This is a genomic window from Variovorax sp. 54 (assembly GCF_002754375.1).
In the GTDB taxonomy this organism is placed as follows: Bacteria; Pseudomonadota; Gammaproteobacteria; order Burkholderiales; family Burkholderiaceae_C; genus Variovorax.
This window is the reverse complement of record NZ_PEFF01000001.1, coordinates 6420863-6441630: the sequence shown is the minus strand read 5'-3', so window position 1 is coordinate 6441630 and position 20768 is coordinate 6420863. Positions and strand designations below refer to the sequence as shown.

The 20768-nt window shown below is 68.6% G+C and carries 18 protein-coding genes; 8 read left to right on the top strand and 10 right to left on the bottom strand.

What is annotated here, in order from left to right; genetic code table 11:
- Positions 1-146 precede the first annotated feature (146 nt).
- On the bottom strand, positions 147-1619 hold the full coding sequence (locus CLU95_RS29555) for an amidase family protein (RefSeq protein ID WP_218967449.1): 1473 nt from the start codon (positions 1617-1619) through the stop codon (positions 147-149).
- Between the two features lie 113 nt (positions 1620-1732).
- On the opposite strand from CLU95_RS29555, the gene CLU95_RS29550 reads away from it, so the two are divergent.
- A complete protein-coding gene (locus CLU95_RS29550) occupies positions 1733-2539 on the top strand; it encodes a helix-turn-helix domain-containing protein (protein ID WP_180288695.1) in 807 nt (268 codons plus the stop codon).
- Between the two features lie 35 nt (positions 2540-2574).
- Here CLU95_RS29550 and CLU95_RS29545 read toward each other — a convergent pair whose 3' ends face one another.
- Positions 2575-3567 carry an AraC family transcriptional regulator gene (locus tag CLU95_RS29545; RefSeq protein WP_099796874.1) on the bottom strand — a complete coding sequence of 331 codons (993 nt, stop codon included), beginning with the start codon at positions 3565-3567 and terminating at the stop codon, positions 2575-2577.
- Between the two features lie 245 nt (positions 3568-3812).
- Between CLU95_RS29545 and CLU95_RS29540 the strand changes: the two genes are divergently transcribed.
- Positions 3813-4865, top strand: coding sequence for an aldo/keto reductase (locus tag CLU95_RS29540; protein ID WP_099796873.1), 1053 nt, complete (start codon positions 3813-3815; stop codon positions 4863-4865).
- On the opposite strand, the gene bioD is transcribed toward CLU95_RS29540, so the two are convergent.
- From bioD to CLU95_RS29515, 5 genes are all read right to left on the bottom strand, one after another.
- Positions 4848-5606: a dethiobiotin synthase gene (gene bioD, locus CLU95_RS29535; RefSeq protein WP_099796872.1), complete on the bottom strand. Its 759-nt coding sequence runs from the start codon at positions 5604-5606 to the stop codon at positions 4848-4850. The two genes, CLU95_RS29540 and bioD, sit on opposite strands and share 18 nt — an antisense overlap.
- Positions 5603-6835 (bottom strand): 8-amino-7-oxononanoate synthase, encoded by a 1233-nt coding sequence (gene bioF / locus CLU95_RS29530; RefSeq protein WP_099796871.1) that lies wholly within the window; start codon positions 6833-6835, stop codon positions 5603-5605. Before bioF ends, bioD begins: the two co-directional genes overlap by 4 nt.
- On the bottom strand, positions 6819-8234 hold the full coding sequence (locus CLU95_RS29525; protein WP_099796870.1) for an adenosylmethionine--8-amino-7-oxononanoate transaminase: 1416 nt from the start codon (positions 8232-8234) through the stop codon (positions 6819-6821). Before CLU95_RS29525 ends, bioF begins: the two co-directional genes overlap by 17 nt.
- Positions 8235-8526: 292 nt before the next feature.
- On the bottom strand, positions 8527-9135 hold the full coding sequence (locus tag CLU95_RS29520) for an alpha-ketoglutarate-dependent dioxygenase AlkB (RefSeq protein ID WP_099796869.1): 609 nt from the start codon (positions 9133-9135) through the stop codon (positions 8527-8529).
- Complete coding sequence (locus CLU95_RS29515) at positions 9113-11440, bottom strand: ATP-dependent DNA helicase (RefSeq protein WP_099796868.1); 2328 nt, start codon at positions 11438-11440, stop codon at positions 9113-9115. The genes CLU95_RS29520 and CLU95_RS29515 overlap by 23 nt, the downstream gene beginning before the upstream one ends.
- Before the next feature lie 141 nt (positions 11441-11581).
- On the opposite strand from CLU95_RS29515, the gene CLU95_RS29510 reads away from it, so the two are divergent.
- The 5 genes from CLU95_RS29510 to CLU95_RS29490 all read left to right on the top strand — a co-directional run bounded on the left by CLU95_RS29510 (position 11582) and on the right by CLU95_RS29490 (position 18220).
- Entirely contained in the window at positions 11582-15082 is a 3501-nt protein-coding gene (locus CLU95_RS29510) for a response regulator (protein ID WP_099796867.1), read from the top strand.
- 41 nt (positions 15083-15123) lie between these two features.
- Positions 15124-15957, top strand: coding sequence for a CheR family methyltransferase (locus CLU95_RS29505; protein ID WP_257214825.1), 834 nt, complete (start codon positions 15124-15126; stop codon positions 15955-15957).
- Positions 15954-16568 (top strand): chemotaxis protein CheB, encoded by a 615-nt coding sequence (locus tag CLU95_RS29500; protein ID WP_099796865.1) that lies wholly within the window; start codon positions 15954-15956, stop codon positions 16566-16568. The genes CLU95_RS29505 and CLU95_RS29500 overlap by 4 nt, the downstream gene beginning before the upstream one ends.
- Positions 16558-17775: a hybrid sensor histidine kinase/response regulator gene (locus tag CLU95_RS29495; RefSeq protein ID WP_099796864.1), complete on the top strand. Its 1218-nt coding sequence runs from the start codon at positions 16558-16560 to the stop codon at positions 17773-17775. Before CLU95_RS29500 ends, CLU95_RS29495 begins: the two co-directional genes overlap by 11 nt.
- A gap of 85 nt (positions 17776-17860) precedes the next feature.
- Positions 17861-18220 (top strand): response regulator, encoded by a 360-nt coding sequence (locus CLU95_RS29490; RefSeq protein ID WP_099796863.1) that lies wholly within the window; start codon positions 17861-17863, stop codon positions 18218-18220.
- An 18-nt stretch (positions 18221-18238) separates the two neighbouring features.
- Here CLU95_RS29490 and CLU95_RS29485 read toward each other — a convergent pair whose 3' ends face one another.
- The 3 genes from CLU95_RS29485 to CLU95_RS29475 form a co-directional block, all read right to left on the bottom strand.
- The gene (locus tag CLU95_RS29485) at positions 18239-18469 is read right to left on the bottom strand and encodes a hypothetical protein (protein WP_257214766.1); all 231 of its coding nucleotides are present in this window, start codon (positions 18467-18469) and stop codon (positions 18239-18241) included.
- Between the two features lie 185 nt (positions 18470-18654).
- Positions 18655-19011 carry a hypothetical protein gene (locus CLU95_RS29480; RefSeq protein WP_099796862.1) on the bottom strand — a complete coding sequence of 119 codons (357 nt, stop codon included), beginning with the start codon at positions 19009-19011 and terminating at the stop codon, positions 18655-18657.
- 122 nt (positions 19012-19133) lie between these two features.
- A complete protein-coding gene (locus CLU95_RS29475) occupies positions 19134-20084 on the bottom strand; it encodes an adenylate/guanylate cyclase domain-containing protein (RefSeq protein ID WP_099796861.1) in 951 nt (316 codons plus the stop codon).
- 331 nt (positions 20085-20415) lie between these two features.
- On the opposite strand from CLU95_RS29475, the gene CLU95_RS29470 reads away from it, so the two are divergent.
- The gene (locus tag CLU95_RS29470) at positions 20416-20751 is read left to right on the top strand and encodes a hypothetical protein (protein WP_099796860.1); all 336 of its coding nucleotides are present in this window, start codon (positions 20416-20418) and stop codon (positions 20749-20751) included.
- The last annotated feature ends 17 nt before the right edge of the window (positions 20752-20768 follow it).

Genomic DNA, 20768 nt, shown 5'->3' with positions numbered 1-20768 from the left:
CGCCTCCACGGACGGATGGGGTGCTGCAGCAACAAAACGATAACGAGATTTTGCGAAACCTGCATTTCCACGACGACGCAAGAAATCGCGGCAAGTGCTAGGTCGGAAGATTGGCCGGGCGGACCCTCCGCCCTCTCAGAGCCCTGCTACACGGCTCCCGGTTTGCGTTGCACCCAGGGCGCGGCGCGCTCCAGCTCGAAGGCCAGGCCGAACAGCGTGGATTCGTTGCCCACGCGTGCCGCGAACTGGCTGCCGATGGGCAAGCCCGATGCACTCTGGCCGAGTGGCACCGACATCGCGGGCGTGCCCGCCACGTTGTGGATCGGCGTATACGACACGTAGGTCAGGAGCCGCTCGAACATCTGCGAACCGGGCACGTCCGGCCCCAGGAAACCCAAGGGGGGCGGCTCTTCGTGAAGCACCGGTGTCAGCATCACATCGAAGGCCTGGAAGAAGGCGTCGAAGCGCCGCGAGAGTTCCGCGAAATACACACCGGCCTTCGCACCGGCATCGGCGGGTTGCCTGCGGAAATGCGCGCTGAGGTACAGCGTCCAGGGCTCCAGCACGTCTTCGGCTCGCAGGCCCTGCTTCTCGGCCATGCGCCGCATGTGATCGGCGCCGCTGCTCCACGCCACCATGAAATGCGTGAAAAACGCTTCGCCATCCACGGGCAGGCGCGCCGGTTCGACATGGTGGCCGATGCTCGCGCAGAGCCCTGCGCTTTCTTCGAGCGCTAAACGAACAGAAGGCGTGGCTTGCTGCCCGAACACATTGGCGGTCGAGAAGCCGATCTTCAGCCGCCGTGCGCCCAGCGGTTCGAGCACCGGCGCGGGTTTCAGCGGCGCCTGTGCATCCTGTCGCTGGTTCCATGCGAACAGGCGCGCGCTGTCGCGCACAGAGCGGCTCACACAATGATCCACACCTGAATCGGTGGCGCGCGAGCCGACCATGCGGCTGCGGCTCGGCATGAGACCGAAAAGACCGCAGCACGACGCGGGAATGCGGATCGAGCCGCCGCCATCGCTGGCATGCGCGATCGGCACCATGCCCGAGGCCACCGCGACGGCGGCACCGCCCGACGAGCCGCCGGAGGAACGCGCCGCGTCCCACGGATTGCGCGAAGGCCCGAACAGCACCGGCTCGGTGGAGCCGTTGAGCGCGAACTCCGGCGTGTTCGTCTTGCCCAGGATCACGAGGCCTGCCGCCGTGGAGCGCGCAACGATCGCGCTGGTGTCCTGCGAGATGTTGCGCGCCAGCAGCCGCGAGCCCGAGGTGCGGCGCGTGCCCTGCAGGTCCAGCATGTCCTTGATGGCGTAGGGCACGCCCTGGAATGGTCCTGCCGGCAGCGGGGTGCGAACCTCGCCGCGCGCACGCTCGTACAGCGGCGTCACGATGGCGTTGAGCCTGGGGTTGAGCGCCTCGATGCGCGCGATCGCTGCTTCGAGCAGTTCGCCGGGCGTGACCTCGCGGCGCTGCACCAGTTCGGCCTGCGCGGTGGCGTCCAGGCCGGCGAAGTCGTCGCGTCGCGCGGCCGTCGGGCGCTCGAAGGCGGCGCAGCCGGCCAGGGCGATGCCGCCGAGGCTGGCGCCGGCGCTTGAAAGAAGTTGACGTCTGTCCACGGTGAATGCGCTCCTGATGAATGGAGCCGCATTGTTTTTCGCGACCTGCGTCCGAGGCTTGTATCTGTGCGCCACGGGCCGTCACTAGAATCCCGGCCACCTTCCCCAAGACCATGACGCACTGGAAAAGCTATCACCTGCTCGGCGAATCCTTTGCCGACACGGACGATGCCCCGGCCTCGCTGTTCCGTTGGGCGGTCGAGCGCGTGGTCGATGGCCTCACCGATCACGATGTCTATTCGCAGACCGTTGCGAAGGCCGCCACGCGGCAAGGCGCCATGCAGCGCGCGGAGCGGCGCATGCTGCAGCTCATGGCCCTCGATGCGAACCCCGTCGCAGAGCTGATGCGCACGGTCCACGATGCATCCGCTTTCCAGATGCGATGGAACGGCTTCAACCGCATGGCGCCGCTGGGCGTGGAAACGCTGGTCTCCTGCGATGCCGGTCTTCGCCTGCAACGCGAGACGCGCGCTGCCGGGCTGCAAGACGAGATGCGCGAGCAGGCGGGCGCGATCTGCGTGTCGCACCTCATGGCCGCAGACAGCCCGCTGCGCCAACGCAACGACGAAATCAGGCCGCTCGCACGCCACTTCGGCGAACTCGGCTATGCGAACGCCGCGTTGCGAGACAGCGTCGACAGCCTGTATGCCGACCCCTTCGCCGAGCTGGACCAATGTGCCGATGCGGTAGGCGCTTCACGCCGCACGCTGCAGCGCGCTTTCACGCAGGCCGGCCTGAGCTTTCGCCTGCTGCGCCAGGCCGTGCGCCTGACGCTCGCAAGCCATGCGATGTGCAGCACGAGCGGCGAATCGCTCACCGCCATCGCGCATGCCTCGGGCTTCTTCGATTCGGCGCACCTGGTGCGCGCGTGGAAGCAATCCTGCGGCCTCACGCCTTCGCAGTACCGCTCGCTCTGCTGAACGTGCTGTGGCTCAGGGCGCGGCGGCGGCCTCGCTCATGCGGCTTCCATCGACGCCGCACCCAACGCGTCGTTGCCGGCTTCGCCGAGCCAACGCCGCTTGTCGCGCAACGGCGGCGCGCCGAACATGCGGCCGTACTCGCGCGCAAACTGCGAGGGGCTTTCGTAGCCGACGTTGTGCGCGGCGCTCGCCACGTCGGTGCCGGCGATCAGCATCTGGCGGCGCGCTTCCTGCAGGCGCAGCTGCTTCTGGTACTGCAGCGGGCTCATCGCCGTCACGGCCTTGAAGTGGTGGTGGAACGACGACACGCTCATGTGCACCGCGCGCGCCATGTCTTCCACGCGCAGCGACTGCGCGTAGTTCGTGCGCAGCGCGCTGATGGCTTTGGCGATGCGCTGCGTGTGGCTGTCGTGCAGCGCAATCTGGCGCAGCCGCGCGCCCTCGCCGTTCACCAGCAGCCGGTACATGATCTCGCGCTTGATGAGCGGCGCCATGATCGGAATGTCTTCGGGCGTGTCGAGCAGCCGCAGCAGGCGCAGCACGGGCTCCAGCACCGGCATGGCGATGCGGTTCACGTACATGCCGCGCGAGGCCGGAGCATTGGCCTTGGCCGGCAGTTTTTCGTCGCCGATGAGGTCGCCGATCTCGTCGACCGCCAGCTCCAGCCGCACGCCCAGGTAGGGCTCGTTCTCGCTGGTCACGCACACCTGCCCGCACACCGGCAGGTCGACCGAGGTGACGAGGTAGTTCATCGGGTCGTACACGTAGATGTCGTCGCCCACGATGATCCGCTTGGAGCCCTGCGCAATGAGGCCGAGCGCCGGCGTGGCGAAGCCGTGCTTGGGGCCGTCGGGCTTGCTGATGCAGTGCACCTGCAGGCCGGGCACGGCGCACTCGACCGTGCCGTCCTGCCCGCGCGTGATGTGGCGGATGAGCTGCACCAGCTCTTCGCGGGCGGCATCGAGTTCGGGGTCCAGCGGCATCGGCATGGCGAGGACGGTGGCGGTGTCGGGGGTTTCGTCGGACATGGGTGGGCCTCTGACAAAAGGGGCGCGGCCGCGGTCACGGCCATGGAGGATTGGGCTGCCCGCAGCTTAGCGCCGCACCTTCGAATCTGCACGGCCCCGGCGCGAGGTCTGGAGGAATAGGCAAAGACTTTGCAGAAACGCGCTCGCCCGCCAGGGGGCGCCGGCCGGATACTTTTCGCAACCACCGGCATTCCTGCAGACCGTGCAAGCCGGACGGCCTCTCCTCACGCAAAGGACCACTTTCGATGCAATACCGCAAATTCGGCCGCACCGGCCTCCTGGTTTCCGAACTCTGCCTCGGCACGATGACCTTCGGCGGCGCGCCCGGCATCTGGGACCACATCGGCCAGCTGCAGCAAGGCGAGGCCGAAGGCCTCATCGGCCGCTCGCTCGACGCCGGCATCAACTTCATCGACACCGCCGACGTGTACTCCGACGGCCTGTCCGAAACCATCACCGGCCAGGCACTGAAGAACCTGAAGGTGCCGCGCGACCGCGTGGTGGTCGCCACCAAGGTGCTCGGCGAGACCGGCAGCAAGGGCGTGAACTCCGCCGGCGCCTCGCGCTATCACATCATGGACGGCGTGAAGGCCAGCCTGAAGCGGCTGCAGCTCGACCACATCGACCTGTACCAGATCCACGGCACCGACCCGCTCACGCCCATCGAGGAAACGGTGCGTGCGCTCGACGACCTCGTGCGCCAGGGCCATGTGCGCTACGTGGGCGTGTCGAACTGGGCCGCGTGGCAGATCGCGAAAGCGCTGGGCATTGCCGAGCGCGACCGGCTCGCGCGCTTCGAGTCGCTGCAGGCCTACTACACCGTGGCCGGGCGCGACCTGGAGCGCGAGCTGGTGCCGATGCTGCGCAGCGAACAGCTCGGCCTGATGGTCTGGAGCCCGCTGGCCGGCGGCCTGCTGAGCGGCAAGGTCGACCGCCACACGGCCACCGCGGAAGGCAGCCGCCGCGCGAGCTTCGACTTTCCGCCGGTGAACGTGGAGCGCGCCTACGACTGCATCGACCTCATGCGTCAGTTCGCCGAACCACGCGGCGTGTCGGTGGCGCAGATCGCGCTGGCCTGGCTGCTGCACCAGCCAGTGGTGACCAGCGTGATCGTCGGCGCCAAGCGCATCGACCAGCTGAACGACAACATCGCCGCCACCGAGGTGAAGCTCACGGCCGACGAGCTGGCGGCGCTCGACACCGCCAGCGCGCTGGCGCCCGAGTACCCGGGCTGGATGCTCACGCGCCAGGGCGGCGTGCGCGCCCAGCGGCTGATCGACTCAGGCCGTCGCGGCTGACACGAGCGGGGCCTCGGTGCGACGCGCGGCATGGGCCGCGCTCGCCCGCAGCGCGCGCAGGTCGAGGTGCTCGGCGGCGCGCGCGGCCTCGGGTTCCGCCAGGTGCGGCACCACGCCCAGCAGCGGCGCACCGAGCCGGGCGCGCAGCGTCTGCAGGTTGCCCTCGGGCGAGAGCATCTGCGGCTCGACCACGCTCGCGACCCAGCCCGCGAGCACCAGCCCGCGCGCACGGATCGCCTCGGCGGTGAGCAGCGCGTGGTTGAGGCAGCCCAGCCGCAGCCCGACCACGAGGATCACGGGCAGGCCCAGCGCCACCGCGAGGTCGGCGGTGTCGAGGTCGTCGCCCAACGGCACGCAGAAGCCGCCCACGCCTTCGACCACCACCGCATCGGCCTGCGCCGACAGCCGCTCGAAGGCGTCGAGCAGCACGGGCAGCGAGACATGCACGCCCTCTTCCCGCGCCGCCAGGTGCGGCGACATGGGCGCCTTCAGCACGTAGGGGCAGCGCCAGGCGAGCGGCGCATCGACGTTGCCGGCCGCCTGCAGGCGCTCGACGTCTTCGTTGCGCCATTCGCCATCGATGGCATCGAGCCCCGCCGCCACCGGCTTCATGCCGACCGCGCGCAGGCCCGAGGCGGCCAGCAACGCGAGCATGGCGCTGCTCACCAGCGTCTTGCCGACGCCGGTGTCGGTGCCGGTGACGAACCAGCGGCGCTGTGTCGCTGCTGCCGTCGTTGTCATGCGGCCTCCGGCCACGATTCGGCCAGGGCTTCGCCCAGCGCACCGATCAGCCGTGCCACGTCGGCCTCGGTGTGGCTCGCCGAGAGCGCGATGCGCAGCCGCGCGGTGCCTGCGGGCACGGTCGGCGGACGGATCGCGCCGACCCGGAGGCCGTGCGCGTCGAGCCGTTCCATGGTCTGCATGGCGCGCGCGTTGTCGCCCACGATGAGCGGCTGGATCGCGGTCGGCGAATCGGCCAGCCAGGCGCTGCCGTCGACGGGCAGCACCTGCTTCAGGCCGCTGCGCAGTTGCGTGATGCGGGCACGCAGCTGCGCGCGGCGGCGCACGCCCTCCTCGCCCTCGATGAGCGCCAGGCTCGTCAGCAGTGCATGCGCCACCGCCGGCGGCGCGGCCGTGGTGAAGATGTAGGGCCGCGCGCGCTGCACCAGAAAGTCGATCACCGTGCGGTGCGCCGCCACGAAGGCGCCCGACACGCCGGCCGCCTTGCCCAGCGTGCCGATGAGCACCAGCCGCTCGGAGCGCAGCGCCAGCGCCTGCAGCGCGCCGCGCCCGGTGGCGCCGAGCACGCCGAAGCCGTGCGCGTCGTCGATCACCAGCCAGGCGTCGTGTTGCTCGGCCAGCGCGAGCAGGCCGGCCACCGGGGCGATGTGGCCGTCCATGCTGAAGACGGCGTCGCTCACGATGATCTTGACCGGCGCGTCGCAGGCGGCGAGCTGCGCGTCGAGCGCCTGCAGGTCGCAGTGCGGGTAGCGCTCCACGCGGGCACGGGCCAGCCGCGCGCCGTCGATCAGCGAGGCGTGGTTCAACGTCTCCGAGAAGATCACCGCCTCGCCGTCGCCCAGCGCCGACAGCACCGCCAGGTTGGCCATGTAGCCGGTACAGAAGAACAGGCTGCGCGCCTCGGGAATGTGCGGCGCCATCCATTCGCCCAGCCGTTCTTCGAGCTGCGCGTGGGCGCGCGAGTGGCCCAGGATGAGGTGCGAGCCGCCGCTGCCCGTGCCGTAGCGCGCCGCGCCTTCGGCCAGCGCCTCGGCCAGCGCGGGGTGCGCGGCCAGGCCCAGGTAGTCGTTGCTGCTGAAGCCGAGCATGGTGCGAGGCGCAGTGGCGCCGGCCAGCGTGAGGATCTGCTCGGGCGCGCAGGCTGTTTCGGCGATCTGCCGGCGGCGGCGCAGCGAGCGCGCGTCGAGTGCGGTGATTTCGTTCTGCAGGCGTTCAAGCAAGCGCAGCATCGCGGACTCCTTCTTCGGCAATGGCGCCGGATGCGGTGGTGACGGCATTGAGCGTCGCGAGCGTGCCGTCCACCAGTTGATCGATCTCGTCGTCGGCGATGGCATACGGCGGCATCAGGTACACGGTCGCGCCGATGGGTCGCATCAGCAGGCCGTGGTCGCGCGCCGCGAGGTGGAAGCGCTCGGCGAAGCGCGGGCCGGGCGCGCGCACGTCGAAGGCCGTGATCATTCCGCGCTGGCGCAGGTGATCAACGGCTTGGCCGGCCAGCCCTTCGCGCAGGCGGGTGAACAGGCGCGCGGCGCGATCCTTGTTGCGGTTCAACGCGTCTTCTGCGTCGAACAGGTCGAGCGTGGCGAGCGCCGCACGGCAGGCCAGCGCATTGCCGGTGTAGGAATGCGAATGCAGAAAGCTGCGCGTGGCGTCGTCGTCGACGAAGCCCTGGTAGATGGCGTCGCGCGTCATCACCAGCGCCAGCGGCAGGTAGCCGCCGCTGATGCCTTTCGACAGGCACAGGAAGTCGGGCCAGATGCCCGCCTGCTCGCACGCGAAGAAGGTGCCGGTGCGCCCGCAGCCGACCGCGATCTCGTCGGCGATCAGGTGCACGCCGAAGCAGTCGCACAGCGCGCGCAGGCGGCGCAGGTAGGCCGGGTCGTGCATCGCCATGCCGGTGGCGCACTGCACCAGCGGCTCGACGATCACGGCGGCGATGCTGTCGTGCTGCGCGGCCAGCAGCGCCTCGAGTTCGTCGGCGGCGCGGTTCGCCACGGCAGCGGCGTCTTCGCCGGGCCGTGCGGCGCGCGCGTCGGGCGAGGCCACGAGGTGCGCGCTGGCGAGCAGCGGCGCATAGGCGTCGCGGAACACGGGCACGTCGGTGACGTGCAGCGCGCCCAGCGTCTCGCCGTGGTAGCCGCCGCGCAGCGCCACGAAGCGGCGCTTGTCGGCGCGGCCCGCGTTGCGCCAGGCGTGGAAGCTCATCTTGAGCGCGATCTCCACGGCCGAGGCGCCGTCGGAGGCATAGAAGCAATGGCCCAGCGCGTGGCCCGTGAGCGCCGCCAGCCGCTCGGCCAGCTCGACTGCGGGCGCGTGCGTGCAGCCCGCGAGCATCACATGCGGCAGCGTGTCGAGCTGCGCCTTGAGCGCGGCATTGATCGCCGGGTGGGCGTGGCCGAACAGGTTGACCCACCACGAGCTGGTGGCGTCGAGGTAGCGCCGGCCTTCGTGGTCGGTCAGCCAGACGCCCTCGCCGCGCGCAATGGGCAGCGGCGGCGCGACCTCCAGGCGGATGCTCTGGGTGCAGGGGTGCCAGACGTGGCGGCGGCTGCGTTGTTGCCAGTCCGCGTTGGCGTTGGCAGGAGCGCTGGGGGCGGTCGTGGGGGAGAAAACGTTCGAGGGAGGCACCCGCGCGTTCCTTTCTGGAGGGCAAGGCGGCGGATCGTATCGACGCGAACGCGCCCCGGCAAACGCCCGGGACGCGAGCAAAAAGAAGGTGCAATGACTGAGGTTGGGCGGCGTAGCGTGTGCGTTCAGGGCAACGTCGCGCAAGCTGGCGACTTCCTCGAAGGCCGCGCCACCGGAGGGCTATTGCAAGTTGTCCGGCTGCCGCCACAGATGGCGAAGGAATGTCCGCTTTTCGCTGGTGGTGCCTGGCGCATTCCTGCTTTCAGACAGGCGATCTGGCCGATTTTCGCAACTACCGCCTGGCGTGCGAGCGGGTGCGCAAGGTGATCGAATAACGCAGCGCCTCGGTCGGCGCAATGGCGTGCTGCCATGCCCAGCGCGCCGGTCCGCGCAGCAGGTACACGGAGCGCGGCTCGATGAGAACCTCGAGCGCGGCCGGCCCGGAGGCGGGCACGTACGGCCGGAACTGCATCACCGCATCGCCGTGCAGCGAGACGCCGACGATGTCCTCGAAGTCGGGCACGTCGCGGTGCCAGCCCAGCGGCGTGCCGGGGCGGTACTCGGCGATCAGCAGGTGCGTGAAGTCTTCGGGCGCGACGCCGGCCCAGGCGGCGGCCTTGGCCCGCAGCGGATGCAGCACCTCGGGCAGCGGCGCGCCGGGCTTGAGGCGGTGGGTGTCGAAGTCGTAGCTGCCGCCGAAGCTGGTGCCGCGCCGGCGCGCGGTGTATTCCTTGTAGCGCATCTCCTTGAGCGGCAGGCCCTGCACGATGCGCAGCAGATCGGCCTCTTCGTCGCGCGACAGGAATTCGGGTTCGTAGCGCAGGCCCTCGATGGCGGCGACGGGCGCCTCGCCGAACAGGTCGGGCTGGCCGGCGTGCTCAAGGCGTCGGGTGGCGCGCATCGTCTTCTCCGGCCTCCCCGGCCAGTTGCACATGCCACCAGCTCGGCAGCAGCTCGCGGATTTCGGCGCGTGCAAAGCGGTCGTCGAGCAGGTGCAGCACGCCGGTGTCGGCCTCGGTGCGGATCACGCGGCCCGCGGCCTGCACCACCTTCTGCAGGCCCGGGTAGAGGTAGGTGTACTCGTAGCCCTTGCCGAAGCGCGACTGCATGCGCTCGCGCGTGATTTCGTTGAGTTCGTTGTACTGCGGCAGCCCCAGGCTCGCGACGAAGGCGCCGATCAATCGGCTGCCCGGCAGGTCGATGCCCTCGCCAAACGCACCGCCGAGCACGGCGAAGCCGATGCCCTGCCCGCCCTCTTCGAAGCGCGCGACGAAGCCGTGGCGGTCGGCCTCGCGCATGCCGCGCGTCTGCGCCCACACAGGCACGCCGGGGTGGCGCAGCGAGAACGCGGCGCAGGCCTTGTCGAGGTAGTCGAAGCTGCTGAAGAAGGCCAGGTAATTGCCGGGCAGGCGCTCGAACTGCGCGCCGATGATGTCCGCCACATGGCGCAGCGAGCCGGCGCGGTCGCGAAAGCGCGTGGAGACGCCGGTCGCCACCTCGACGCGCAGCTGCCGGCTGCTGAACGGCGACGCCACGTCGAGCAGCGCCGTGTCTTCGGGCAGGCCGAGCGCGTCGCGATAGAACGCGAACGGCGACAGCGTGCCCGAGAAGCAGGTGACCGACACCGCGTCGGCAAAGCGGCCTTCGAGAAACGGCCCGGGCACGAGGTTGCGGATGGCGAGGCCGCGCTGTTCCTGCGTGCTGCCCAAGGTGCGCTCGAACACCGAGTGGTCGTCGAAGACCTCGGCCAGCCGCGCGAAGTGCAGCGCGTCGAAGAAGAAGCGCTGCAGCGGCCCCTGCGCGGCGTCGGGCGTGGCGGCGAAGTGCTCGGCCATCGCGGTGTTGGCGGCCTGCAGCGTGCGCAAAAAGCGCTCGGGAATCTCGTCGGCGGTGTCGTAGTCGGCGGTCTGCGCCTGCTGCAGCGTGTCCCATTCGCGGAACAGCCGTGCGAGCGGGCCGCGCACGGCGGCGGGTGCGATGCGGTGCGCTTCTTCGAGCGCGGCGCCTTCGAGCTTGGCGGTGTACATGCCGCGCGCCCGCTCCAGCAGGTTGTGCGCCTCGTCGACCAGCACGGCGACGCGCCAGTTGGCGTCTTTCATGCTGGCGAAAAGGAAGGCGCTGCTGTCGAAGTAGTAGTTGTAGTCGCCGACGATGACGTCGCTCCAGTGCGTCATCTCCTGCGCCAGGAAATAGGGGCACACCTCGTGCGCGAGCGCGACCTGGCGCAGGGCCTCGCGGTCGAGCCAGCCCGCCCGTGCGGCCTCGGCGCGCGCGGCGGGCAGGCGGTCGTAGAAGCCGCGCGCCAGCGGACAGGCTTCGCCGTGGCAGGCGCGGTCGGGGTACTCGCAGACCTTCTCGCGGGCCGCAAGCTCGAGCACGCGCGGCCGGGCGCCGCCCTGCCCCAGCACCCGCAAGGCGTCGAGCGCCACGGGCCGGCCGGAGGTCTTGGCGGTGAGGAAGAACACCTTGTCGACCCGGTGTGCCGCCCGCGCCTTGAGCAGCGGAAACAGCGTGGCCAGCGTCTTGCCGATGCCCGTGGGCGCCTGCGCCAGCAGGCAGCGCGCGCCGACGGCCGCGCGGTAGACCGCCTCGGCCAGTTCGCGTTGGCCGGTGCGGAAGGCGGCGTGGGGAAATTCGAGCCGCACCAGCGCCGCGTCGAGCGCGCCGCGATGCGCTGCTTCGCGCTGTGCCCAGTCGCTGTAGCAAGCGCACAGGGTCTCGAAGTGGCTGCGCAGGGTGTCGCGCGTGTGCTGCTCTTCGAGCACGGTTTCGTCGCCGCTGGCCAGGTCGAGGTAGACCAGCGCGACGGTCAGGGTGTCGTGCCCTTCCTGCTCGCAGAGCATCCAGCCGTAGCAGCGCACCTGCGCCCAGTGCAAGGCGCGGTGGTTGGCGCGGATGGCGTCGAAGTCGCCGCGGAAGGTCTTGATTTCTTCCACCCGCGCCTGCGCCGGGTCGTAGCCGTCGGCCCGGCCGCGCACGCGCAAGGGGCCGCAGGTGGTGTCCAGCGGCACCTCGCTGCGGTAGTCGCCGCCGCGCCGGGCCTGCACGAGCGCGTGGCCGGCCATGCCTTCGAGCGCGCTGGGCGCAGGCACGAAGCGCAGGTCGAGGTCGCCCGCCTTGGCGCCGAACGCGCACAAGGCCTTGACGGACACGACGTGCGCCGCTGAAACAGCGGCTGACGGAACGGAATGGGGTTCGGAAGGCATGCTGCCGATACTGGATGAAATCACAGTATAGCGAGCGCCGAATGCGGCAATACGTCACACAAAGCGCTATCGAGGTCTTCTCCGACAGGTCAATTGATCTTTTTCGGCAAGACTTGACAAGTTTTGCTTACAAATGCATTCATGAAAACTCCCTCCGCGATCGACCCGGTTGAATTCGACCGCCTGCTCAGCCGCAACCTCAAGCTGCCGCTGTTCGGCGGCCTGGTCGGGGCCGTGGCGTTCGTCGCGCTCATCCTGTATCTGCTGTCGACCATCAGTTGGGTGGAGCACACCGACCAGGTCACGCGCGCGGCCAGCGAACTGCAGCGCCGCTCGATCGACATGGAAACCGGCATGCGCGGCTACCTGCTCACCGGTGAAGAGACCTTCCTGGAGCCCTACCAGAATGCCGAGCCGCGCCTGAAGTCCGACACGGAGGCGCTGCGCACACTGGTGTCGGACAACCGCCGGCAGGTGGAGCGCATCGAGCGCATCGCCGGCCTGCAGGACTCCTGGCTGGCGTTCTCGCGCGAGATGATCGAGGCGCGTCGCACGGGCCAGGACGTACAGGCCACGGTCCGGCTGGGCCGCGGCAAGCACCTGACCGACGAGATGCGCGCCGAGTACACGGCCTTCATGGACACCGAGCAGGCGCTGCGCTTCCAGCGCAACAACGAGGCCAACCGCACGAGCTGGTGGGTGGTCGGCCTGTTCCTGTTGTTCACGCTGGTGTACTCCGGGCTGGTGGCGTTCTTCGGGCGCCGGCAGCTGATGCGGCTGTCCGACAGCTACGACACGGTGTTGGGCGAGCAAGCGGCGCACGCCGAGCGCCTGGCGCAGGAGGCCTGGCTGCGCAATGCGCAGACCGAGCTGGTGGGCGAGCTGGTCGGCGAACTCAGCGCACCCGACATGGGCCGCAAGATCCTGGCGTTTTTCTCGCGCCACCTCGGCAGCTCGGTCGGCGCGCTCTATGTGCGCGAACGCCACGGCCCGCTGCGCCGCGCCGCGAGCTACGGCTTTTCCAGCGAGGCCGAAGCCTCGCCGCAGGTGTTCTCCCCCACCGAAAGCCTGGTCGGCCAGGCGGCGGCCGAGCGGCGCCGCATGCTGATCGACCCGGTGCAGGCCGACTATCTGAAGGTGAATTCCGGCCTCGGCGAGATGGCGCCCAGGGCCGTGCTGCTGCTGCCGGTGTCGAGCGACGGCGCCGTCAACGGCGTGCTCGAACTCGGCCTGCCGGGCACGCCCGACGCGCGCAGCGAGCAGCTGTTCGACCTGGTGGCCGACGACATCGGCATCTCGCTGGCGGCGGCGCGCTACCGCGAGCAGCTGCAGGACGTGCTCGCCGAAACGCAGCAGCTCAATGAAGAACTGCAGGTGCAGCAGGAAGAGCTGCGCACCGCCAACGAAGAGCTCGAAGAACAGTCGCGCGCGCTGCGCGCCTCGCAGGCCATGCTGGAGAACCAGCAGGCCGAGCTGGAGCAGACCAACAGCCAGCTGTCGGAACGCACCGAGGCACTCGACCAGCGCAACACCGCGCTGCGCCGCGTGCAGCGCGACCTGGAAGACCGCGCCGACGAGCTGCAGCGCGCCAGCCGCTACAAGTCGGAGTTCCTGGCGAACATGTCGCACGAGCTGCGCACGCCGCTGAACAGCGCGCTCATCCTGGCCAAGCTGCTGGGCGACAACCCGCAGGGCAACCTGTCGCTGGAGCAGGTGAAGTTCGCCGAGTCGATCTACGCCTCGGGCAACGACCTGCTGGTGCTGATCAACGACATCCTGGACATCGCCAAGGTCGAAGCCGGCAAGCTGGAGCTGGTGCCCGAAGAGGTGCCGCTCGACAAGCTGGCCCAGAGCCTCGAAAGCACCTTCCGCCCGATCGCAACCGACAAGAACCTGGAGTTCCGGCTGGAGCTGCGTCCCGACACGCCGGCCCTGCTGGTCACCGACCGGCAGCGCGTAGAGCAGGTTCTGAAGAACCTGCTGTCGAACGCGATCAAGTTCACCGAGCGCGGCGAAGTGGCGCTCACGGTGTCGGCCACGGCCGACGGCGGCGCGGCCTTTGCGGTGCACGACTCGGGCATCGGCATCGACCCGCAACAGCACGAGCTGATCTTCGAAGCCTTCCGACAGGCCGACGGCACCACGAGCCGGCGCTACGGTGGCACGGGCCTGGGCCTGTCGATCTCACGCGACCTCACGCAGCTGCTCGGCGGCACGCTGACGGTGAAGAGCGAAGCGGGCCAGGGCAGCACCTTCACGCTGCAGCTGCCGCCGCGCGCGCCGCAGACCATGCCCGCGCCGGCCTCGCCCGTGGGCACGTTGCGGTCCATGTCGACGTCGTCGCCGTCGCATGCGCCCGCCGTGCTGTCGCCGCCGCCGCTCGCGCCCCCTGCCCCGGCGCCCGTTGTGCCGGCCCCGCGCTTCGCGGACGACCGATCGATTCCGCGCGACCAGGTGCGCCGCGTGCTGGTGATCGAAGACGAGCCCCAGTTCGCCCACATCCTGTACGACCTGGCGCACGAGCTGGGCTACCGCTGCCTGGTGGCGCACGGCGCGGCCGACGGCTTCGAGCTGGCCACGCAGTTCGTGCCCGACGCGATCCTGCTCGACATGCGCCTGCCCGACAGCACCGGCCTCGACGTGCTGCAAAAGCTCAAGGATTCGCCGCACACGCGCCACATTCCGATCCACGTGGTCTCGGCCGCCGACAACGCGCAGGCCGCCGCGCTGCACATGGGCGCCATCGGCTTCGCGCTGAAGCCGGCCACGCGCGAAGAGCTGACCAAAGTGTTCGCGCGCCTGGAAGAAAAGCTCACGCAGAAGGTCAAGGTCGTGCTGCTGGTCGAAGACGACGCGCTGCAGCGCGAGAGCGTGATCCGGCTGATCGGCGACGACGACATCGAGATCGTCGCGGTCGGCTCCGGCGAAGAGGCGCTGGCGCTGCTGCGCACGCGCGTGTTCGACTGCATGGTCACCGACCTGCGCCTGCCCGACATGCAGGGCAGCGAGCTGCTCAAGCAGATGGCGGCGGAAGAGATCGTGTCGTTCCCGCCCGTCATCGTCTACACCGGGCGCAACCTCACGCGCGACGAAGAGACGGAGCTGCAGCGCTACTCGCGCTCGATCATCATCAAGGGCGCGCGCTCGCCCGAGCGGCTGCTCGACGAGGTGACGCTGTTCCTGCACAAGGTGGAAGCCGAGCTGTCGAGCGAGCGCCAGGGCATGCTGAAGACGGCACGCGGACGCGACCGCATCTTCGAGGGCCGCACGATCCTGCTGGTGGACGACGACGTGCGCAACATCTTCGCGCTGACGAGCGCGCTGGAGCAGCGCGGCGCCACGGTCGAGATCGGGCGCAACGGCCGCGAGGCGCTGGAGCGGCTCGACCAGGTGAGCGAGATCGACCTCGTGCTGATGGACGTGATGATGCCGGAGATGGACGGCCTGGAAGCCACGCGCCGGCTGCGTGCCGACCCGCGCTTCGTGAAGATGCCGGTGATTGCCATCACCGCCAAGGCCATGAAGGACGACCGCGACCAATGCCTGGCCGCAGGCGCCAGCGACTACCTGGCCAAGCCGGTGGACCTGGAGCGCCTGTTCTCGCTGCTGCGCGTGTGGATGCCGAAGATGGAGCGCCTGTGACCCGCAAGCCCCTCCCTGCCTCACCTGCGGCCATGCCGGCCATGCCGGCGGCGCAACCGCTGAGCGACACCGAGATCGAGCTGCGCCTGCTGATGGAGGCCATCTACCTCAAGTACAGCTACGACTTCCGCAACTACACCACCGCCTCGCAGAAGCGCCGCGTGCTGTACGCGCTGGAGCAGCTGGAGCTGCCCAGCATCTCGGTGCTGCAGGACCGCGTGCTGCGCGATGCCACGCTGTTCGGCCAGCTGCTGCAGTTCCTGACGATCCCGGTGAGCGAGATGTTCCGCGACCCGGCCTACTTCCTGGCGCTGCGCCAGCATGTGGTGCCGATCCTGCACACCTACCCCTCGGTCAAGGTGTGGGTGGCGGGCTGCAGCACGGGCGAAGAGGTGTTCTCGCTGGCGATCCTGCTGCGCGAGGAAGGCCTGCTCGAACGCACGCAGATCTACGCCACCGACATCAACCCGGCCTCGCTCGAGAAGGCGCGCCAGGGCATCTTTCCACTCGAGGCCATTCGCGGCTACACGTCGAACTACCAGCGCGCGGGCGGGCTCAGCGCGTTCTCCGACTACTACACCGCCGCCTACGAGGCCGCGCGCTTCGACCCTTCGCTGTGCGCCGACGTGATCTTTGCCGACCACAGCCTGGCCACCGACAGCGTGTTCGCCGAGACGCAGCTGGTGTCATGCCGCAACGTGCTGATCTACTTCAACCGCCAGCTGCAGGACCGCGCGCTCGGGCTGTTCCACGAGTCGCTGTCGCACCGCGGTTTTCTCGGACTGGGCTCGAAGGAGAGCATCGACTTCTCGGGCTACGCCGACCGCTTCGACGCCCACGCGCGCGCCGAGCGCATCTACCGCAAGGTCGCATGAAGCGCGGCAGCACACAGCACCGCTCCTTTCCGGTTCGCCGCGTCGAGGCCGTGGTGCTCGGCGCCTCGGCCGGCGGCATCGACGCGCTCAGTGCGGTGCTCGACGGCCTGCCTGCAGGCTGGCGCATTCCGATGGCGGTGGTGCTGCACCTGCCCGAATCGCACGAGAGCCACCTGGCCGAAATCTTTGCGCAGCGCCTGCCGATTCCCGTGCACGAGGCGCTCGACAAGATGCCGATCGCAGACGGCTGCCTGTACTTCGCGCCGCCGGGCTACCACCTGTCGATCGAACGCGGGCGGCGCTTCTCGCTGAGCTGCGAGCCGCCCGTGCTGTATTCGCGCCCTTCCATCGATGTGCTCATGGCCTCGGCCGCCGACGCCTACGGGCCGTCGGTGGCAGGCTTCCTCATGACCGGCGCGAACGAGGACGGCGCCGAAGGCCTGCTGCGCATCCACCGCGCCGGCGGGCTCACCGCCGTGCAAGACCCGAAAGAAGCCCTGGTTCCCACCATGCCCCTCGCCGCCATTGCGCGCCACACGCCCGACCACGTGCTTCCCCTGCGTGACCTGCGCACCCTGCTGCAGCAACTGGAGCCCGTCCATGCCCATTGAGGTCGAAAGCAAGCTGCTGATCGTCGACGACCTGCCCGAGAACCTGCTGGCACTCGAGGCGCTGATTCGCGCGCCGGGTCGGCTGGTGTTCCGCGCCGGCTCGGCCGAGGCGGCGCTGACGCTGCTGCTGGAGCATGAATTCGCGCTCGCCATCGTCGACGTGCAGATGCCCGGCATGAACGGCTTCGAGCTGGCCGAACTGATGCGCGGCACCGAGCGCACGCGGCACATTCCGATCATCTTCGTGAGCGCCGCGGGGCGCGAGATGAACTACGCCTTCCAGGGCTACGAGAGCGGCGCGGTCGACTTCCTGCACAAGCCGCTCGACCCGCACGCGGTGGTCAGCAAGGTGAGCGTGTTCGTCGACCTGCACCAGCATCGCAAGGCGCTGCGCCACGAGATGGAATCGCTGGCCGCCGCGCACCGCAAGCAGGAAGAACTGGTGCAGCAGCTGCAGCACACGCAGCGCGAGCTGGAGCGCGCGGTGCGCATGCGCGACGACTTCATGTCGATGGTGTCGCACGAGCTGCGCACGCCGCTGAACACGCTGTACCTTGAAGCGCAGTTGCGGCAATTGCACTTGGCCAAAGGCAAGCTCGACAGCTTCGCGCCCGACAAGCTGCCCACGATGATCGAACGCGACCAGCGGCAGATCCGCAACATGGTGCGGCTCATCGACGACATGCTCGACGTGACGCGGCTGCGGCGCGATGCGCTGTCGATCCAGACCAAGCCCGTCGACCTGGCAGAGCTGGCCCGCGCCGTGGTCGACAACCTGCGCCACCAGGCCGAAGCGGCGGGCAGCACGATCACGCTCGAGGCACCCGACACGCTGCGCGGCGTGTGGGACGAGTTCCGTATCGAACAGGTGCTGACCAACCTGCTGACCAACGCGCTGCGCTACGGCGGCGGCAAGCCGGTCGAGATGACGGTACGGCTGGACGGCGACCAGGCGGTCGTGAGCGTGCGCGACCAGGGCATCGGCATTTCGACCGAAGACCATCAGCGCATCTTCGAACAGTTCGAGCGCACCGACGTCAGCCGCAAGCACGCGGCCGGCTTGGGCCTGGGGCTGTACATCACGCACAAGATCGTGAGCCTGCATGCGGGCCGCATCGGCGTGGAGAGCACGCCGGGCCAGGGCGCGCGCTTTTTCGTCGAGCTGCCGCTGCAGACGCCTGCCGCCGCACCCGACGCCGAGAAGTAACAAACAAGGCCCCTGTCACGGATTCCCGTAGGCGCTGCGTCGATACTGCGGGATCGCAATCAATGGATGCCGAGAGAAAACAACTGTGAATGTGCTGATCGTCGACGACAACGAGGCCGCAGCCGACCTGCTGCGGGAGCTGCTGACGCTGCAGGACCACACGGCCCGCTGCACCTACACGGCGCAACAGGCGCTGGATGCCGCCGCCGGCGAGCGCTTCGATGTGGCGTTGATCGACCTCACCCTGCCCGACTTTCCGGGCACCGAGGTGGCACGCCGCCTGCGCGCCGGCACGGCCCAAGGCGCGCCACGGTTGCTGGTGGCAATTTCTGGTTTTTCGGAACGGGACGCGGCGAATGCAGCGCCGGGCGAGGTGCTGTTCGACCACCACCTGCAAAAGCCGATCGACATCGGGGCGCTCGAGCGCATCCTCACGCCGGGCTGAGCCAGGCTCCCTCGCCTTTCAGCGCATCGCGCGGTAGCGGTAGAGGCGAAAACCTTCCTTCTGGATGAAGCCGCTGGGCTCCCACCCGCGTGCGAGTGCACGGTCGGTGATCTGCGCCATCTGCAGGCCGATGCTGTCCTGGAGGTTGTCCCCTACGGCCAGCTCGAACTTACGGAGTTCGCCGTCCAGGGCCTCCACCGCCGCAATGGCAGCCTCGACATTGGTGAAAGGCCGAACGCTGGTCTGCATTTTTTGTCGCTCCTTCGGCACCCTCCGCGCCGGTTGAACGATGCGAGGCAAGTGTCATGCCCCGGACTGAAACCCTCTTCCAGGCATGAAATGAATTCTTTGAACTTACAAATGTGACTGATTGTGACGTTTTCGTCAGGAGTCAGGCCAAGAATTGGCATGCCCGCGTGCATGCGGGCGGCGGGTCAATCGCGGTCGTCATCCTCGTCGTCGTCATCGTTCGGCGCACGGTAGGGATAGCCGGGACCGTAGTACAGGCGTCCGCGCGGCGGCACGTAGATCGGGGCCGGCCGGTAGTACACGGGTGGCGGCGGACGGTAGTAGGCCCGCGGCGGTGGCGGGGGTGCGTAGTAGATCGGGGCCGGGTAGCCGTAGACGGGCGGCGGCACGTAGTACGGCGGCGCATAGACCGCGCCGGGTGTGCCGATCTGCACCGACCAGCTGGTGCGTGCGCTGGCGGCACTCGTGGCGAGCAGCGCGCCGGCCGCAATGGCGGCGACGGCTGCCCATCTGAAAACAGAAGAATCACTTTGGGAATGCATGGTGGCTCCAGGCCCGGCGCGAACGGCGCCGAGGTCGTCCTGCAACGTCGCACGCCCCCGCGTGGTGCACGTCAAACGTCACCAGCTGGTTGCCAAACGTGAACGAGATTCGCAGTCGTCCGTCAGCCCACGATCGCGCGGCGCGACAGCATCACGTCGTCGCCGGTCGTGTTGAAGGCGATGGTCGGCGCGCTGAAGTCGCTCAATGGCGCGCCCAGGCCGATCTCGCCGCGGCCATGCAGCACGCACTCGTCGCGCCGCAGTGCGATCTCGTTGCTCGGCCCGCCGTTGCCATGGAAGCGCACCCAGGTGCCGTAGGTGCTGACGTCGATCAGCACGCAACTGCCCTGCCGCACCTCGATGCGCGCATGCAGCCGCGACACGCGCGGGTCGTTGACCACGAACTGCGCATCGCCCACGCGGCCCAGGTGAATGGGCAGCTGGTCGATGCGGAACATCGAGCGCACGTCGAGCCACGCGAGCTCGATGTGGCCGAAGGTGGAATCGGGCGGCAGCCGCGCCGGCAGCAGCGCGGCCGGCACGGTGAGGAAGCTGGTGAGGTCTTCCTGCCAGTCGATGCGGTGGACGATCGACATCTCGCTGCGCCCGCGGATGCTGATGGGCCCGAGGTCGCGGTGCTGCACGGCGCCTTCGTGCAATTGCATGATCACCGTCTCGGTGACCCAGATCTGGCCGGGGCCGGCCAGGTCGCTCAGGCGCGAGGCCAGGTTGACGGCGTCGCCGAAGCAGTCGCCCTCGACCTCGACCACGTCACCGCTGGCCACGCCGATCTGCAGCGCCATGCGCAGCGGCACGGGCCAGCCGGCCAGGCGCTTCTGGTGGTAGCGCTGCAACTCGATCACCGCGTGCGTGGCGGCGGCGCCGCTCGTGAAGATGGCGAACACGCCATCGCCCAACGACTTCACGACCCGGCCGCCGTGGGCCTCGCACACACGCCCGATCCATTGCGTCAACCGTGTGACGGTCTCGGTGGCACGTGCATTCCCCATGGCCTCGAAGACCCTGGTACTTCCGGTCAAGTCCGCGAAAACGACTGTGGAATTGACACCCATACTGTTTTTTCTTGTGGCAGCAAGCGCTGGTTATATTGCTCAGGACCTTTCGCCGCTCCTGCGAGAAGTTTCCCCGACATGCGCCATCACATGCAAGGAACGATCCGCAGAACCTTCTTGTCGACTTTGCACGAGGGGGCGACTTGGCGCATCGTGCAGATGAGTTCTAAAGTTTTTTAATACTTTTGAACTCAAAATTCAAATAACAACAAAAGTGACCGCTAAAGCGTGTTGTTTGCAAACAAGAAACGGTGTTTCACATCTTGTGTCGCGGCGAACTGAGGCTTAAGGTAGCGACCGTCCCAGCTCCCGGCAATACGCTTTTCGTGACATGCTGCTCTTTCGCCGCCTTTTTCAGCTCCTGAACGTACCCGGCCTGGGATCGCAGCGGGCTGGTGAAAGTCAGCTCGGCCGCATTCGCACGGCGATGCTGTCGGTGCTTCAGGGCCGAAGCGGCCAATCGGTCCAGCGCATCAGCCAACGCGTGCGCTTTGCGGTCGATGTCGAAACCCTCTGGTACCTGCGTCAGGACGTGATGGTTGCGCTGAGCGCCATCGACGGCGAATCGGCCGCACGGCGCCAGATGAAAGAAATCAACAGCATGTTCAAGGGCGGCCTGCCCGGCTCGATGGGCCCACGCGTCCATCAGCGCTTCACCAACCAGTAAGAGCCTGACCGAGCGAC

Bases quoted from the DNA above. Each gene is read 5' to 3' on its own strand.
- CLU95_RS29550 (WP_180288695.1), top strand. From the start codon at position 1,733: ATGACGCACTGGAAAAGCTATCACCTGCTCGGCGAATCCTTTGCCGAC.
- CLU95_RS29545 (WP_099796874.1), bottom strand. From the start codon at position 3,567: ATGTCCGACGAAACCCCCGACACCGCCACCGTCCTCGCCATGCCGATG.
- CLU95_RS29540 (WP_099796873.1), top strand. From the start codon at position 3,813: ATGCAATACCGCAAATTCGGCCGCACCGGCCTCCTGGTTTCCGAACTC.
- bioD (WP_099796872.1), bottom strand. From the start codon at position 5,606: ATGACAACGACGGCAGCAGCGACACAGCGCCGCTGGTTCGTCACCGGC.
- bioF (WP_099796871.1), bottom strand. From the start codon at position 6,835: ATGCTGCGCTTGCTTGAACGCCTGCAGAACGAAATCACCGCACTCGAC.
- CLU95_RS29520 (WP_099796869.1), bottom strand. From the start codon at position 9,135: ATGCGCGCCACCCGACGCCTTGAGCACGCCGGCCAGCCCGACCTGTTC.
- CLU95_RS29515 (WP_099796868.1), bottom strand. From the start codon at position 11,440: ATGCCTTCCGAACCCCATTCCGTTCCGTCAGCCGCTGTTTCAGCGGCG.
- CLU95_RS29510 (WP_099796867.1), top strand. From the start codon at position 11,582: ATGAAAACTCCCTCCGCGATCGACCCGGTTGAATTCGACCGCCTGCTC.
- CLU95_RS29505 (WP_257214825.1), top strand. From the start codon at position 15,124: ATGCCGGCGGCGCAACCGCTGAGCGACACCGAGATCGAGCTGCGCCTG.
- CLU95_RS29500 (WP_099796865.1), top strand. From the start codon at position 15,954: ATGAAGCGCGGCAGCACACAGCACCGCTCCTTTCCGGTTCGCCGCGTC.
- CLU95_RS29495 (WP_099796864.1), top strand. From the start codon at position 16,558: ATGCCCATTGAGGTCGAAAGCAAGCTGCTGATCGTCGACGACCTGCCC.
- CLU95_RS29485 (WP_257214766.1), bottom strand. From the start codon at position 18,469: ATGCAGACCAGCGTTCGGCCTTTCACCAATGTCGAGGCTGCCATTGCG.
- CLU95_RS29480 (WP_099796862.1), bottom strand. From the start codon at position 19,011: ATGCATTCCCAAAGTGATTCTTCTGTTTTCAGATGGGCAGCCGTCGCC.
- CLU95_RS29475 (WP_099796861.1), bottom strand. From the start codon at position 20,084: ATGGGTGTCAATTCCACAGTCGTTTTCGCGGACTTGACCGGAAGTACC.
- CLU95_RS29470 (WP_099796860.1), top strand. From the start codon at position 20,416: ATGCTGCTCTTTCGCCGCCTTTTTCAGCTCCTGAACGTACCCGGCCTG.